Annotated in this window: 15 protein-coding genes; 6 read left to right on the forward strand and 9 right to left on the reverse strand. The window is 69.4% G+C overall.

The window, feature by feature from the left end:
* Nucleotide 1: 1 nt before the first annotated feature.
* Nucleotides 2-979 carry an SRPBCC family protein gene (locus tag QRN21_RS08990; RefSeq protein WP_285363738.1) on the forward strand — a complete coding sequence of 326 codons (978 nt, stop codon included), beginning with the start codon at nt 2-4 and terminating at the stop codon, nt 977-979.
* 78 nt (nt 980-1,057) lie between these two features.
* On the opposite strand, the gene QRN21_RS08995 is transcribed toward QRN21_RS08990, so the two are convergent.
* Both QRN21_RS08995 and QRN21_RS09000 read right to left on the reverse strand, forming a co-directional pair.
* The gene (locus QRN21_RS08995) at nt 1,058-1,480 is read right to left on the reverse strand and encodes a DoxX family protein (RefSeq protein WP_053098501.1); all 423 of its coding nucleotides are present in this window, start codon (nt 1,478-1,480) and stop codon (nt 1,058-1,060) included.
* A gap of 38 nt (nt 1,481-1,518) precedes the next feature.
* Complete coding sequence (locus QRN21_RS09000; protein ID WP_285363739.1) at nt 1,519-2,256, reverse strand: ribonuclease H family protein; 738 nt, start codon at nt 2,254-2,256, stop codon at nt 1,519-1,521.
* 85 nt (nt 2,257-2,341) lie between these two features.
* On the opposite strand from QRN21_RS09000, the gene QRN21_RS09005 reads away from it, so the two are divergent.
* Nucleotides 2,342-3,397, forward strand: coding sequence for a mechanosensitive ion channel family protein (locus tag QRN21_RS09005; protein WP_285363740.1), 1,056 nt, complete (start codon nt 2,342-2,344; stop codon nt 3,395-3,397).
* 9 nt (nt 3,398-3,406) lie between these two features.
* Here QRN21_RS09005 and QRN21_RS09010 read toward each other — a convergent pair whose 3' ends face one another.
* From QRN21_RS09010 to QRN21_RS09025, 4 genes are read right to left on the reverse strand one after another with little or no spacing between them, the layout of a single operon-like run.
* Complete coding sequence (locus QRN21_RS09010; RefSeq protein ID WP_285363741.1) at nt 3,407-3,664, reverse strand: hypothetical protein; 258 nt, start codon at nt 3,662-3,664, stop codon at nt 3,407-3,409.
* Between the two features lie 60 nt (nt 3,665-3,724).
* Nucleotides 3,725-4,063 (reverse strand): hypothetical protein, encoded by a 339-nt coding sequence (locus tag QRN21_RS09015; RefSeq protein ID WP_056276285.1) that lies wholly within the window; start codon nt 4,061-4,063, stop codon nt 3,725-3,727.
* A gap of 35 nt (nt 4,064-4,098) precedes the next feature.
* The gene (locus QRN21_RS09020; protein WP_056276288.1) at nt 4,099-4,404 is read right to left on the reverse strand and encodes a protealysin inhibitor emfourin; all 306 of its coding nucleotides are present in this window, start codon (nt 4,402-4,404) and stop codon (nt 4,099-4,101) included.
* Nucleotides 4,379-5,443 (reverse strand): M4 family metallopeptidase, encoded by a 1,065-nt coding sequence (locus tag QRN21_RS09025; RefSeq protein ID WP_187248988.1) that lies wholly within the window; start codon nt 5,441-5,443, stop codon nt 4,379-4,381. Before QRN21_RS09025 ends, QRN21_RS09020 begins: the two co-directional genes overlap by 26 nt.
* Nucleotides 5,444-5,680: 237 nt before the next feature.
* Between QRN21_RS09025 and QRN21_RS09030 the strand changes: the two genes are divergently transcribed.
* From QRN21_RS09030 to QRN21_RS09040, 3 genes are all read left to right on the forward strand, one after another.
* Nucleotides 5,681-6,898, forward strand: a complete 1,218-nt coding sequence (locus tag QRN21_RS09030; protein ID WP_285363743.1) for a hypothetical protein — start codon at nt 5,681-5,683, stop codon at nt 6,896-6,898.
* A 66-nt stretch (nt 6,899-6,964) separates the two neighbouring features.
* Nucleotides 6,965-8,170 (forward strand): hypothetical protein, encoded by a 1,206-nt coding sequence (locus QRN21_RS09035; RefSeq protein ID WP_285363744.1) that lies wholly within the window; start codon nt 6,965-6,967, stop codon nt 8,168-8,170.
* Nucleotides 8,171-8,351: 181 nt separating this feature from the next.
* The gene (locus QRN21_RS09040) at nt 8,352-9,869 is read left to right on the forward strand and encodes an SDR family NAD(P)-dependent oxidoreductase (RefSeq protein WP_285363745.1); all 1,518 of its coding nucleotides are present in this window, start codon (nt 8,352-8,354) and stop codon (nt 9,867-9,869) included.
* 164 nt (nt 9,870-10,033) lie between these two features.
* On the opposite strand, the gene QRN21_RS09045 is transcribed toward QRN21_RS09040, so the two are convergent.
* On the reverse strand, nt 10,034-10,372 hold the full coding sequence (locus tag QRN21_RS09045) for a winged helix-turn-helix transcriptional regulator (RefSeq protein WP_053098511.1): 339 nt from the start codon (nt 10,370-10,372) through the stop codon (nt 10,034-10,036).
* Between the two features lie 79 nt (nt 10,373-10,451).
* On the opposite strand from QRN21_RS09045, the gene QRN21_RS09050 reads away from it, so the two are divergent.
* Nucleotides 10,452-11,108 carry an FMN-dependent NADH-azoreductase gene (locus tag QRN21_RS09050; protein ID WP_187248984.1) on the forward strand — a complete coding sequence of 219 codons (657 nt, stop codon included), beginning with the start codon at nt 10,452-10,454 and terminating at the stop codon, nt 11,106-11,108.
* A gap of 198 nt (nt 11,109-11,306) precedes the next feature.
* Here the strand turns inward: QRN21_RS09050 and QRN21_RS09055 are convergent, their stop codons facing one another.
* Both QRN21_RS09055 and QRN21_RS09060 read right to left on the reverse strand, forming a co-directional pair.
* Nucleotides 11,307-12,383: a sensor histidine kinase gene (locus QRN21_RS09055; RefSeq protein ID WP_053098513.1), complete on the reverse strand. Its 1,077-nt coding sequence runs from the start codon at nt 12,381-12,383 to the stop codon at nt 11,307-11,309.
* A gap of 28 nt (nt 12,384-12,411) precedes the next feature.
* On the reverse strand, nt 12,412-13,083 hold the full coding sequence (locus QRN21_RS09060; protein WP_285363747.1) for a response regulator transcription factor: 672 nt from the start codon (nt 13,081-13,083) through the stop codon (nt 12,412-12,414).
* Nucleotides 13,084-13,163 lie beyond the last annotated feature (80 nt).

A 13,163-nucleotide genomic window follows, 5' to 3' on the forward strand; every position in this document is an offset into this window, starting at 1 on the left:
CATGCCCGTCACGGATGTCACCACCGATGCCGACAACCTCACCATGACCGTCGTCGCCGATTTCGCGGCGCCGATCGAGCGGGTCTGGGCCGCATACAGCGACCCGCGCCAGCTCGAGCGCTTCTGGGGTCCTCCCGGATGGCCGGCCACCTTCACCGCCTGGGACCACACGGTCGGCGGACGTGCGCAGTACTCGATGAGCGGGCCGCGCGGCGAGAAGTCGTCGGGGTCGTGGGAGTTCCTCTCGATCGATGCCCCGCACAGCTTCGAGGTGCTCGACTCGTTCGTCGACGATGAGGGCAACCCTCTCGACGGCTTCCCCGCGCAGCGGATGTCGTTCGCGTTCGAGTCCACCGCCGATGGCACCCGCATGGTCACGACCAGTCACTTCGACTCGGTCGAGGCGATCGAGCAGGTCGTCGAGATGGGCCAGATCGAGGGTCTGAAGCTGGCGATGAGCCAGCTCGACGCCGTGCTGCAGGATCTGCGCGACTACGCGCAGGGCAAGGGCACGCAGGTCGAGCTGCTCGACGACACCCACGTGCGCATCACGCGTCTCGTCGAGGGACCGCGCGAACTGGTCTGGCGTGCGCACAACGACCCCGAGCTCATGAAGCAGTGGCTGCTCGGACCCGACGGGTGGGAGATGACCGAGTGCGTGGTTGCCACCGAGGTCGGTCAGACCTACCGCAACTCCTGGGCACCCGTAGGTGACACCGAGGGGCAGCCGTTCGGATTCGAGGGCGAGGCGCTGCTGATCGACGCACCGCGGCGGTCGGTGCAGACCGAGCGGATGATCGGGATGCCGGTCGAGACGCTGAACGACCTGAACCTCTACGAAGAGGACGGGGCGACGCTCATCACGCTCTACATCGAGTACCCCGACAAGGAGACGCGCGACATGATCCTCGCCACCGGCATGGCCGACGGCATGGAGACCTCGTACGCCCGCCTCGAGCGGGAGCTGCTCGTGGTCTGAGCTCCACGACTCCGGAAGGCCGGTCGCATCCCTCGGGGAACGGCCGGTCTTCCGCCGTTCCGGTGCAGAGCTTCGGAGTTATGGAGCGGCGGGAGCGGAGCCGGCCGCGTCGCGGCGCGGGCGGCGCGTCGACCAGATGGCCAGGGCGATCAGCACGGGCTGGAAGAACAGGCGCACGAATCGCTTCATGTCGGTGTCGAGGCCGAAGCCGTCGCGGTGATGCGTCCACTGCGCGATGTTGCCGGGGAAGACCGCGACAAAGAACAGTGCGGTGATCACGCCGACCAGTCCGCGGTGCTTGCGCGCGACGAGCAGCGCGGTGCCGAGTCCGATCTCGACGACACCCGAGGCGAGCACGGTCACGTCCGGGTCGATGGGCACCCACTCCGGCACCTGCGCCTGGAACTCCTCGCGCGCGAACGTCAGATGCGAGACGCCCGCGAAGACGAGCGAGGAACCCAGGAAGACCCGGCCGATGGTGCGTGCGACATTCTTCGCCATGGTGCGAGTGTACGCGGGGCCCTCAGGGGTGAGGGCCGTCAGATCAGGCGGCGGAGCGCCTCTTCGAGCGTGACGCCCTGTGCCTCGGCGCGATCGCGCAGGCGGGCGTGCTCGTCGCTCGACAGCGCGAGTCGCACCTCGATCGGATCGTCGACCGACGCATAGAGGCTGTCGAGCAGGTCGGATGGCTCGGCCCACAGGGGTTCGGCGAGAGACGTCGCGACGGCCGGGGATGCCGCAGCATCCTGCTCGCCGCGTGTCGCTGCGGCGGCGATCGGGGCGGATGCTGCGGCAGCGGCCCCGGCATCCGTCGCCATGGTGAACCCGGGCCCGCGGCGCGGCTCCTGCTGTGCCTGGTAGGCCTTCGCTGCGGCGTTCGCGCGCTCGTCGGCCGCCTCGTTCAGGGGGTGCCCGGCGTGGCCCTTGACCCACGAGAACTCGACGTCGCGCCCGCGGATCGCCTCGTCGATGCCCTCGAGCAGGTCGCGGTTGAGCACGGGCCCGCCATCCGACTTGCGCCAGCCCTTGCGCTTCCATCCCGGCATCCACTTGGTCACCGAATCGATCACGTAGCGGCTGTCGCACTCGATCATCAGCTTCTCGGAGATGCCGGCCGTCGCCTGGAGCAGTTCGAGCACGGCCCGCAGCTCACCCTGGTTGTTCGTGCCGTGCGGGGAGCCGCCCGCGGCCCAGTTGGCGTCGTCGATGTACCAGGCCCAGCCGTTCGGGCCGGGGTTGCCCAGGGCGGAGCCGTCTGCGGCGGCGGTGATCGTCATTCCTCAACCGTAGCCGCGCGCGGCGCCACTCCTTGCGCGGCTACGTGCGTTCGCCTCCGCCCGCCGCGGGACATAGTGTGGATCGATGCCTACCGACTTCTCCTGGGATTCCTGGGTCGGCACCGCCGCGTCGATCGCCATCCTCACGGTGATCTCTGCCGCCGCACTCGCGGTGCTGGCGCTCGCCGCCTCGCTGATCAGCCGTCGCGTGCCATGGGTGCGCGATCTCGCCAGACGCGTGCGCAACGCGATGATCGCGACGACCGCTGTGGTCGCGATCTGGATCGCGGGTGCGATCTCAGAGCCGGCGACACAGGAATGGTGGCCGGTGGTGTCCCGGCTGTTCCTGATCGCCACGATCCTCACCGGCTCGTGGTTGCTCGGCGCATCGATCTCGTTCGGCTTCGAGCGATTGATGGCCAGAGAGGAGACGCTGCTCGTCGGTCCGGAGGCCCGCCGCCGTCGCACGCAGCTCCTCGTCATCCACCGGCTCGTCCTCGTCACGATCGCCGTGCTGTCTCTGGGCGCCGTGCTCTTCAGCTTCCCCGAGATGAGGGCCGTCGGCACGAGCCTGCTGGCCTCGGCCGGCATCGTCAGCATCATCGCCGGACTCGCTGCGCAGTCGATCCTCGGCAACCTCATCGCAGGGGTGCAGGTCGCTTTCACCGATGCGATCCGAGTCGGCGACGTGGTCGTCGTCGAAGGCGAATGGGGGCGGGTCGGCGAGATCAACCTGTCCTACGTGGTCGTCTACATCTGGGACGAGCGCCGCCTGGTCATTCCGTGCAGCTACTTCACGACGACACCGATCGAGACCTGGACGCGACGTTCCGACAAGATCCTCGGCACGGTCTACCTCGATCTCGACTGGCGAGTGCCGATGGATGAGCTGCGGCAGGAGTTCCAGCGCATCGTCGAGGCGTCACGCGCCTGGGACGGCCGTTCCTACGACTCCGCGGTGACGGAGGCACAGGGCGGTTACGTCACGGTGCGCCTGGTGATGTCGGCCAAGGACTCGGGCGATCAGTGGACACTGCGCTGCGAGGTACGGGAGAAGATGATCGGCTGGCTGCAGCGTGAGCATCCCGAGGCACTTCCCCGGACGCGAGTCGACCTGGGTGCCCCGCAGCTCGCGGACTGAGAAGGCGGGTCAGCCTTCGGGCTCGCGGTCTTCGGGCTCGCGGTCTTCGGGCTCGCGATCTTCGATCGAGAACGCCGCGGGAGCGGGCGGGGCGACGGGGAAGGCGACGGAGCTGATCGATGCGCCGGCACCGAGGCCGAGTCCTATGGCCAGCGGGTCGACCGCCGGCGCGGCGTCGAGCACCTCGGTCTCCGACCGCTCGAGCGGCTCGGAGGGCAGAGTCCACTGATTCTCTTCGTCATCGGCGCGCTGCTGGAAAAGTCCCATGGGTCCCATTCTCGACCCGCCTCGCGAAGGGGCGGTCGGATTCACACCGGATTGATCGGGTCAGGCCTCAGCCGGCTGGCGGCGGCGGAAAGTGAAGTACCCCTCGACAGCGCCGTGATTGACGACGCCGGTGCCGGTGCTGAGCATGCGCGCCGAGGTGGTCGCCCCGGACTCGACGAACGTGTACCCCGTGTGATCGAGCCGCCAGCCCACGCGTTCGACCTCGCTCAGGAAATAGCCGATGCTGTCATCGCTCATGAATCCGTTCTGCGCAGATCCCCAGGTCGAGGCCTCGCCGGTGAGTCGGCTGACCTCGACGTTGAGGTGCAGCAGCGCGTCACCGCGGTCGTAGGCGTCTCGGGCCAGCTGCAGCAGTCGGGCGGCCTCTTCGGTCGTCACGGGGTTGTGCCTCTCGTCGTCTGTGGATCGTTCGGTCAGGCCGCGGCCTCGCGCACCGCATCGACGAGTTCTCGCCACGGCCCGTCGAGTGCGGAGTCGGGGAGCTCGCGTTCGCGTTCCTCCGACGGTGTGCGCACGCGGATCAGCCACACGAAGCGGTCTGCGCCAGGATCGGCATCGCTGTCGGCATCCCACGGGCAGCTGTCGATCATCGCGATCCAGTGGTGCGTCTCGGTCGGGTCTGGTTCCACCCGCCACTTGCGACGGATGCCGGCGATGCCGCCCGTCCGCACCACCGCGATGACGACCGGCGCGTCACTCGACTCTGGGGACTCGCTCATCCTCATAGACTCCCACGGTCGCCCACGCACGTCGAGCGGCTGCGGCAGTCGCGTCGTCGATGGCGGATGCCGCGGCGAGGGTCGCGTCGGCGAACTCCGTGAAACTCGCAGTGCTCGACAGGCCGCCGGTGAGCGCGCGGTACCAGACCGTTCCGGCGGTCTCCCAGGCGTTGCCGCCGAGGTCGATCGCGAAGAGGGCGAAGGCCCGGTTGGGGATGCCCGAGTTGATGTGCACGCCGCCGTTGTCTTCTGTCGTGCGCACGAATCCGCTCATGTGATCGGGCTGCGGGTCTTTGCCGAGCTCGTCGTCGTCGTAGGCCGTGCCCGGGGCGATCATCGACCGCAGTGCACTGCCCTGCACGGCATCCGTGAAGATCTCCGCCCCGATGAGCCAGGTGGCATCTGCGGCGGTCTGCCCGAGGAGGTACTGCTCAGTGAGCGCGCCGAAGACATCGGCGATCGACTCGTTCAGCGCGCCGGGCTGACCTTGGTACTCGAGGTTCGCGGTGTACTGCACCACACCGTGCGCGAGTTCGTGGCCGATCACGGTGGTCGATGAGGTGAAGCCGACGAACACCTCGCCGTCGCCGTCGCCGAACACCATGCGCTCGCCGTCCCAGAAGGCGTTGTCGTAGTCGATGCCGTAGTGCACGGTGGCGTCGAGAGGGGCGCCGGCGTCGTTGAGCGAGTTGCGCCCGAAGGCGGAGAGCAGCATCTCGAACGTCGCCCCGAGTCCGTCGAACGCCTCGTTGACCGACGTGTCGGCCACCGGCTCGTCGTCTTCGGCGCGGACGATCGCCCCGGGGAGGTTCTGGGTGTTGCCGGCGTCGCTGATCGTGCGGTTCGGCGCGTCCGACAGCTCGGCGACCAGGTCTCCGTTCTCGTCGATCGACAGATCGATGCGCGCACGGAACGGCGGTCTGCCCGCCGTCAGTGTCTGCCGTGCGGCGGCGGCCGCACGGGGATAGCGGCCCGACTCGGCCAGGCGCGCGAGCAGGTAGGACGGGACGACTCCGGGGATCTCGGTGTGGCTGCTCATGTTCAGACCCTACGCCGGGGGTCCGACGTTCGGGCGAGGGCTGGCGGGGCCGTGCGGAGTCGCCGTACGTGCGCCTCGGTCGGCCGGATGCGCCTGCATCGGCCGGATTCCGGGCCTCTGGCCGAGGGAAGCATGTGTCACCGAGCCGGCGCACACGAACGGTGTCGGAACGACACGACATGACGGGAAATGGCCCCGACTTGATACTGAGAATCGTTATCAATAAAGTGGGGTTCTGTGACCCCCTCTCCCCGCGCCGGCCGCACTCTCCTGTTCGTGTCGTTGCTCGCGGCCACCCTGACGGTGACCTCATGCGCAGCATCCGATGCCCCGGCTCCTGCATCGAGCGCGAGCATTCCGCCGAACGACGGGGTCGACGGCGGGGGAGCGGCCGAGGTCGCATCGCCGGCTCTCGCGCTCGTCGTCGCCGACGCGGACGGCGAGCTGACCCTGCTCGACCTCGAGACCGAAGAACGCTCGACGCTCGCAGAGGAGGACGCGGATGCGGATGCCGTGCTCGGCGTCGGCCGCTTCGCCCACGTGACCCATGTCGAGGGAGACCGCACGGTCGTCGAGGTGATCGACTCCGGCCGCTGGACGGTGCCGCACGGCGACCACTCGCACTCCTTCTTCGGCGACGCGGGGGTGCTCGGAACCATCGATGGAGAGGGCCCTGTCGACATCCGAGTCGGTGACAGTGCGACCGCCATCCGCTTCGGCAGCGACGTCGCCCTCATCGACCACGAGAAGCTCGCCGATCTCGACGACGCGCCTCACCTCACACTCCCCGTCGACCCGGCCGGACCCGTCATCCCGTTCTCCGGGCACCTCCTCGCCGCCACCGACGAGACGATCGAGATCCTCGACGCGGAAGGCACCGCGACCGGCATCACCGTGCCCTGCACGAACGCGACCGACGTCGACCTCACCCGTGTCGGCGCCGTCTTCGCGTGCGACGCCGGTGCCGTGCTCGTGACCCGCCAAGTCGGCGGTGCGCTCGTCACCGAGTCGATCCCCTACCCCGCGGGCGCCGTCGCGGCACCGGTTCTCGCCGGACGCGCGGACCGACCGGATCTCGCAGGCGTCGCCGGCGACAGAGGTGCCTGGCTGCTCGACTCCCGGGCCCGCGAATGGATGCTGTTCGCCACGGACACCCCGCTGCTGCGCGCCGCGGCCATCGGCGACGACGACAGCCGCACCGTCGTGATCGCGGCGGACGGCACCGTGCGGGTGCTGGCCGCCGACGGCTCGGAACTCGTGCGCACGAGCGCCCTGCTCGCCGCATCCGTCGCGGACCCCGCCCTGCGCGACCTCGTGCACCTCGTCATCGACGCCGATCACGCGTACGTCTCCGACCCGGCCACAGGCGCGGTGCACGAGATCGACCACGGCGACGGCACCGTCACCCGCACTTTCGACGGCCTCGATCCGCAGTACCTCCAGCTCGTCGGCTGACACCGGACTCATCGACGGCATCCGTCGTCACGCGCACCCGCGCACCCCCAGAAGAAGGAGACACCCATGCATCGACCCGCCCGCAGCCGCCTCGCGGCCGGCGCGATCGCCACGCTCGCCGTGGTCGCGCTCGCCGGATGCGCGACCGCCGCGCCCTCGGCATCCGGAGAGTCCGAGTCGTCGTCGGACCACGAAGGCGACACCAGAGTCGCGATCGCCTATGACGGCGGCATCACCGTGCTCGACGGCGAGACCCTCGAGGCCGTCGACTCCGCCGAGCTGGACGGCTTCCTGCGCGTCAACCCGGCCGGCGATCACGACGGACACGTCTTCGTCACCGCGGCCGACGGATTCCACGTGCTCGACACCGGCCTCGCCTCGGACACCGTGGAGTTCACCGGCGAGATCTTCGACGCCGTCACCCCGGGTCACGCCACCCCGCATGCCGGGCGCACCGCTCTGTTCGACGACGGCACCGGAGACGTGACGCTCTTCGACACGGATGCCGTCGGCACCGGCGCGCTGCCGGACTCGCGGACGGTCGCATCGGAGGCCGCTCATCACGGAGTCGCGATCGAGCTGTCCGACGGCACGCTGCTGTCGACCATCGGCACGTCGGAGTCGCGCAGCGGCGCCCGCCTGCTCGCGGAGGACGGCGGCGAGCTCGCCCGCAACGAGCAGTGCCCCGGGGTGCACGGCGAAGGCGCGCTCAAGGGCGAGACCATCGTGTTCGGCTGCGAAGACGGCGTGCTGGTGTTCGCCGACGGAGCGTTCACCAAGCTCGAGGCGCCTGACGACTTCGGTCGCTCGGGCAACGCGTACGTGACCGAGACGAGTGCGATCGCCGCCCTGGACTACAAGTCCGACCCCGATCAGGAGGGCTACCTGCTGTCGCAGCTCGCGCTCGTCGACACCGACGCGCAGAGCCTGTCGGTGGTCGACCTCCCGGAGGGCGTCGAGTACACGTGGCGCGGAGTCGGCCGCGACGGGCACGACAACATCATCGTGCTCGCATCCGACGGCACCCTGAACGTGCTCGACGAGACCGGCGCGGTGGTCGACTCGTGGGATGTCATCGAGCCGTGGGAGAGCCCCGACGAATGGCAGCAGCCGCACCCGGGACTCCGCGTGGTCGGCGACGTCGCCTACGTGACCGAGCCGGCAGAGAACCGCATCGTCGCCGTCGATCTGCACACCGGCGAGGTCGCGGCCGAGGCGACGCTCGACGTCGTGCCCGGCGAGTTCGTCGTGGTCGGCGCCGCCGGCCACTGACCGGCGCGAGGTACCGCTCCACAACTCCGGAGATCCACGTGGCTCTCGTTCCCCGTTGTGCGCCGTTCCGGGGAGCGCGACCCCGGTGGTGCGCGCGTCTCCGGAGTTGTGGAGGTCGAGCCCCGGCGCCCCGCCCGCGCTCCCAGGAAGACACCCCGAGGAGTCGCGTAAAATCGGCACAATGACCGATGCACCCGACGCCGCCTCCGACCTGGGTGCCGGTATCGACCCCGAGGATCTCGCCACCACGCTGCGAGTCCTGTCGGAGCTGCACCAGATCGACAACGAGCACCCCGACTTCGTGGCCGTGCGTCATGCGACGGCCGCGATGTTCAAGGCGGTCAAGCGCGTGCGTCGCAAGGAGATCCGCGACGCGATCGCCGACGCCGACAAGGCGGTCGTCGCCCGCACGGCGACCGGCGCTCCCGACCGCATCGACGACGAGACCCGCGGGCACGACCTCGCGACCAGCGTCGTCGACGCCCCGATCGCCGGCGAGCTGCTCAAGCCGCGCAACTGCTACATCTGCAAGCAGCCCTACACGGTGGTCGATGCGTTCTATCACCAGCTCTGCCCGGACTGCGCCCGCTTCAGTCGCGGCAAGCGAAACGCCCGCACCGATCTGACCGGCAAGCGCGCGCTTCTCACCGGCGGCCGCGCGAAGATCGGCATGCACATCGCCCTGCGACTGCTGCGCGACGGCGCGCACACGACGATCACCACACGATTCCCCCGCGACGCGGTTCGTCGATTCTCGGCGCTGCCGGACTCGGCCGACTGGCTGCACCGCCTGCGCGTGGTCGGCATCGACCTGCGCGACCCCGCTCAGGTCATCGGCCTCGCCGACTCGGTCGCGGCTCAGGGACCGCTCGACATCCTGATCAACAACGCCGCGCAGACCGTGCGCCGCTCACCGGGGTCATACTCTCTCCTGGCGGATGCCGAGCTGCAGCCGCTTCCCGACGGACCGCTGCCCGAGATGGAGACATTCGGGCACACCGCCGATCCGCATCCGCAGGCGCTGCAGGCTTCGGTCGATGCGCATCCGCTGCTGTCCGTCGCGGCGCTCGGCGGCACCGTCGCTGAGCAGGGCGGTCAGGCGCTGACGGCCGAAGACCTCGCACGCCTCGCGATGGCCCCCGGTTCGTCGTCGCTCGAGAAGCACGCCGACGGCACCGCCATCGACGCAGGCGGACTCGTGCCCGACGTCAACCGCACGAACAGCTGGGTGCAGTCCATCGATCAGGTCGATCCGCTCGAGATGCTCGAGGTGCAGCTGGCCAACACGACGGCGCCGTTCCTGTTGATCAGTCGCCTGCGCGCCTCGATGGCGGCCTCGTCGGCGAACCGCAAGTACGTGGTCAACGTCTCGGCGATGGAGGGGCAGTTCTCGCGCCGGTACAAGGGTCCCGGTCACCCGCACACGAACATGGCCAAGGCGGCGCTGAACATGTTGACGCGCACGAGCGCCGGCGAGATGCTCGAGACCGACGGCATCCTCATGACCGCCGTCGACACCGGTTGGATCACCGACGAGCGCCCCCACTTCACCAAGGTGCGCCTGGCCGAGGAGGGCTTCCACGCCCCACTCGACCTCGTCGACGGAGCGGCCCGCGTGTACGACCCGATCGTGCGCGGCGAGGCCGGCGAAGACATTCACGGCGTGTTCCTGAAGGACTACGAGCCCAGCCCCTGGTGAGTCGGCGGCCTCTGAGCTGCGGGCTGCCGTGACTGCACCGCCGGACCTGTGCCGTCTGCAGGGTGAGATCCCGTCTGCAGGAGGGGACGGGGAATCTGGTCCTGCGTCCGTGCTTCGGTCCTGCGAACGGTGTGCCGGTCGCCACCCTGGGCCGCACGCGACGGTCAGTGCGCGCGGATCTCGAGGTTCTCGGACGCCCAGGTGCCGAGCTGATCGAGGATGGGCAGCAGCCCACGTCCGCTGTCGGTCAGTGAGTACGAGACCGTGACAGGCGGACCGGCGTCGACCGCGCGGGCCACGAGCCCGGCCTCGGCGAGCTCTGCCAGCCGGTCGGAGAGCACGGTGTCGCTGATGCCGGACACCCCGCGGCGCAGCGCGACGAACGTCGACGGACCGCCGCCGAGCGACGAGACGATCATGCCGTTCCAGCGCTTGCCGAGCACGCTGAAGGCCAGTGTGACGGCGGCGTCGCAGACGTGACGCTCTTCGTCGATCTCGGCCATGCGCCCATCATACCTGTGCTACGTTAACGCGAGTCGCTAAGAAAAACAGAGTGACTACGAAAAACGAAAGGCACTTCTCATGTCCCTGTTCCGCCTGGATGCCAGCATCCTGCCCGCGTCGTCCGCCAGCCGTTCGCTCGCCGACCTCGTCGAAGCCGAGTGGACCGCCTCGCACCCGGACTCCACGGTCACCCGCCGCGACCTCGCCGCCGACCCCGTGCCCGCGACGGCATGGGCGGATGCCGTGACCGGCGGATTCGTCGACGACGCCGAGCGCACCGACGCTCAGCGCGCAGCGCGCGCCCTCGCCACCACCTTCGCCGACGAGCTGATCGGCGCCGACGCGCTGCTCTTCGCCGTGCCGCTCTACAACTACGGCGTCTCGCAGCACTTCAAGACCTGGTTCGACCTGGCCTACACCGACTCCCGCATCGACCCGCAGGGCACCGCATTGCGCGGCAAGCCGGCGACCCTCGTCACCGTGCTCGGCGGCAACTACGCCCCCGGAACGCCCAAGGAGGGCTGGGACCACTCCACCGGATGGCTGCGCCGCGTGCTCGAGGACGTCTGGGGCCTCGACCTGCGCATCGTCGAGCGTCCGTTCACCCTGGTCGGCGTGAACCCCGCTCTCGACGCCTTCGCCGACACCGCCCGCGAGCTCAAGGAGAACGCCGAGGAGTCGGCGCGCACGTACGGCCGCGAGCTCGCCGCACTGCGGGGCGACCAGGTCGCCTGACCCGGCATCCTGAGCGGTCCCGCCCCTCCAGGCATCCCGTCTGGTCCCGCCCCTCCAGGCGTCCCGTCTGCAGGATCAGGGCACGGATGCGGGGTCAGAACACGGTTTCTGGTCCTGCATCCGTGCCTCGGTCCTGCAGACGGCACAGGAACCGGACCTCCGGGCAGGACCCGGACCTCCGGACGACCGACCGCCGCCTCAGGCGAGCGGCCGGGGGAACGGATGCGGCAGCCACACCGTCACGTTCAGACCCCCGCCGTGCCGAGCGGTGAGCACGAGGGATCCGTCATGCGCCTGGGCGATGCGCTGCACGATGGCGAGGCCCAGGCCGACACCGCCGTGATCCTCACCGCGCGTGCGGTCGGCACCTCTCTGGAACGGTTCCGCGAGCGTGGCGACGAGATGGGCGGGCAGCACGTCGCCCGTGTTCTCGACCACCAACGCCACCGCCTGCGGCAGAACATGCGTCCGCACGATGACCGTGCCGCCTGCGGGCAGGTTGTGAACGATCGCGTTGTGCACCAGGTTCGTGATCAGCTGCTGGAGCAGGGCGGGGGATCCGAGCACGTTCGCGGTGTCACCGCCGACGTCGATGGACACACCACGTCGCTCGGCCGACGGCAGGAGCGTCTCGGTCGACTCCTCGGCGAGCAGTGACAGGTCGACCGGCTCGCGGGTGAACGCGCGGCGCTCGGCACGGCTCAGCATCAGCAGGGCCTCGGTCAGCTCGATCGCGCGCGCATTGACCTCGTGCAGTCGGTCGATCAGCGCGTCGACGTCGCGGTCGGGGTCGTTGCGGGCGACCTCCAGCATCGCCTGCGAGATCGCGAGCGGGGTACGCAGCTCGTGCGAGGCGTTGGCGGCGAACCGCTGCTGCTCGCCCATGTGCGCCTCGAGCTGCTCGAGCATCGAGTCGAAGACATCGGCCAGATCACGGAACTCGTCGCGCGGTCCCTCGAGGGCGACCCGGTGCGACAGCGACCCCTGCGCGGCGAGCTGCGCTGCCCGTCCGATGCGGTCGAGGGGGGCCAGCATCCGTCCGGCGATGATCCATCCGCCGCCGATTCCGATCGCGAGCAGCACGAGCATCATCACGATCGCAGCCGGAATGAATGCGCGGATCAGGTCCGAGCGGTTCGGCACGAAGCGGTCGGCGATGATCGCGGCATCCGGTACATACCGCAGCAGGTATACGGCGACGGCCGCGAGCAGACCGATGCCTGACACGACCACGACGCCCGCATAGCTCAGCGTGAGCTTCCAGCGGGCGCTCATGCCTCGGCGCCTCACGGGCCGAACGGGATCAGCCATCGGCATCCGTTCCGATGCGGTAGCCGACGCCGGGGACGGTGAGGATCAGCCACGGCTCGCCCAGTCGCTTGCGCAGCGACGAGACCGTGATGCGCACGGCGTTCGTGAACGGGTCGGCGTTCTCATCCCACGCGCGCTCGAGCAGCTGCTCGGCGCTCACGACTCCGCCGCCCGCATCGACGAGCACCTCGAGCACCGCGAACTGCTTGCGCGTCAGGGCCACGTACTTGCCGTCGCGGAAGACCTCGCGGCGGAACGGGTCGAGACGCAGCCCTGCGACTTCGAGCACGGGCGGCCTGGCGCGGTGGCGACGACGGTCGAGCGCCCGCATGCGCAGCACGAGCTCGCGCAGCTCGAAGGGCTTGGTGAGATAGTCGTCGGCGCCGATCTCGAAACCCGACTCCTTGTCGTCGAGGCGATCGGCCGCGGTGAGCATGAGGATCGGGATGCCGCTGCCCGAGGCCACGATCGACCTCGCCACATCGTCTCCCGACGGGCCGGGGATGTCGCGGTCGAGTACCGCGAGATCGTAGGAGTTGATGCTGAGCAGCTCGAGGGCCGTGTCGCCGTCGCCGGCGATGTCCGCCGCGATCGCCTCGAGCCTCAGGCCGTCTCGCACAGCCTCCGCGAGATAGGGCTCGTCCTCGACGATCAGCACACGCACGACACAGCTCCCATGTGCTCAGAGCTTACGCACCCGGACATATCGGGAGCATATGAGAAATCGCATACGTCGTCGCAACA

Source organism: Microbacterium sp. LMC-P-041, assembly GCF_030209555.1.
GTDB lineage: Bacteria > Actinomycetota > Actinomycetes > Actinomycetales > Microbacteriaceae > Microbacterium.

Coding starts and splice junctions, on each gene's coding strand:
- QRN21_RS09035 (WP_285363744.1), top strand. CDS start 6,965: ATGCATCGACCCGCCCGCAGCCGCCTCGCGGCCGGCGCGATCGCCACG.
- QRN21_RS09055 (WP_053098513.1), bottom strand. CDS start 12,383: ATGAGCGCCCGCTGGAAGCTCACGCTGAGCTATGCGGGCGTCGTGGTC.
- QRN21_RS09025 (WP_187248988.1), bottom strand. CDS start 5,443: ATGAGCAGCCACACCGAGATCCCCGGAGTCGTCCCGTCCTACCTGCTC.
- QRN21_RS09020 (WP_056276288.1), bottom strand. CDS start 4,404: ATGAGCGAGTCCCCAGAGTCGAGTGACGCGCCGGTCGTCATCGCGGTG.
- QRN21_RS08990 (WP_285363738.1), top strand. CDS start 2: ATGCCCGTCACGGATGTCACCACCGATGCCGACAACCTCACCATGACC.
- QRN21_RS09040 (WP_285363745.1), top strand. CDS start 8,352: ATGACCGATGCACCCGACGCCGCCTCCGACCTGGGTGCCGGTATCGAC.
- QRN21_RS09010 (WP_285363741.1), bottom strand. CDS start 3,664: ATGGGACTTTTCCAGCAGCGCGCCGATGACGAAGAGAATCAGTGGACT.
- QRN21_RS09050 (WP_187248984.1), top strand. CDS start 10,452: ATGTCCCTGTTCCGCCTGGATGCCAGCATCCTGCCCGCGTCGTCCGCC.
- QRN21_RS09045 (WP_053098511.1), bottom strand. CDS start 10,372: ATGGCCGAGATCGACGAAGAGCGTCACGTCTGCGACGCCGCCGTCACA.
- QRN21_RS09005 (WP_285363740.1), top strand. CDS start 2,342: ATGCCTACCGACTTCTCCTGGGATTCCTGGGTCGGCACCGCCGCGTCG.
- QRN21_RS08995 (WP_053098501.1), bottom strand. CDS start 1,480: ATGGCGAAGAATGTCGCACGCACCATCGGCCGGGTCTTCCTGGGTTCC.
- QRN21_RS09000 (WP_285363739.1), bottom strand. CDS start 2,256: ATGACGATCACCGCCGCCGCAGACGGCTCCGCCCTGGGCAACCCCGGC.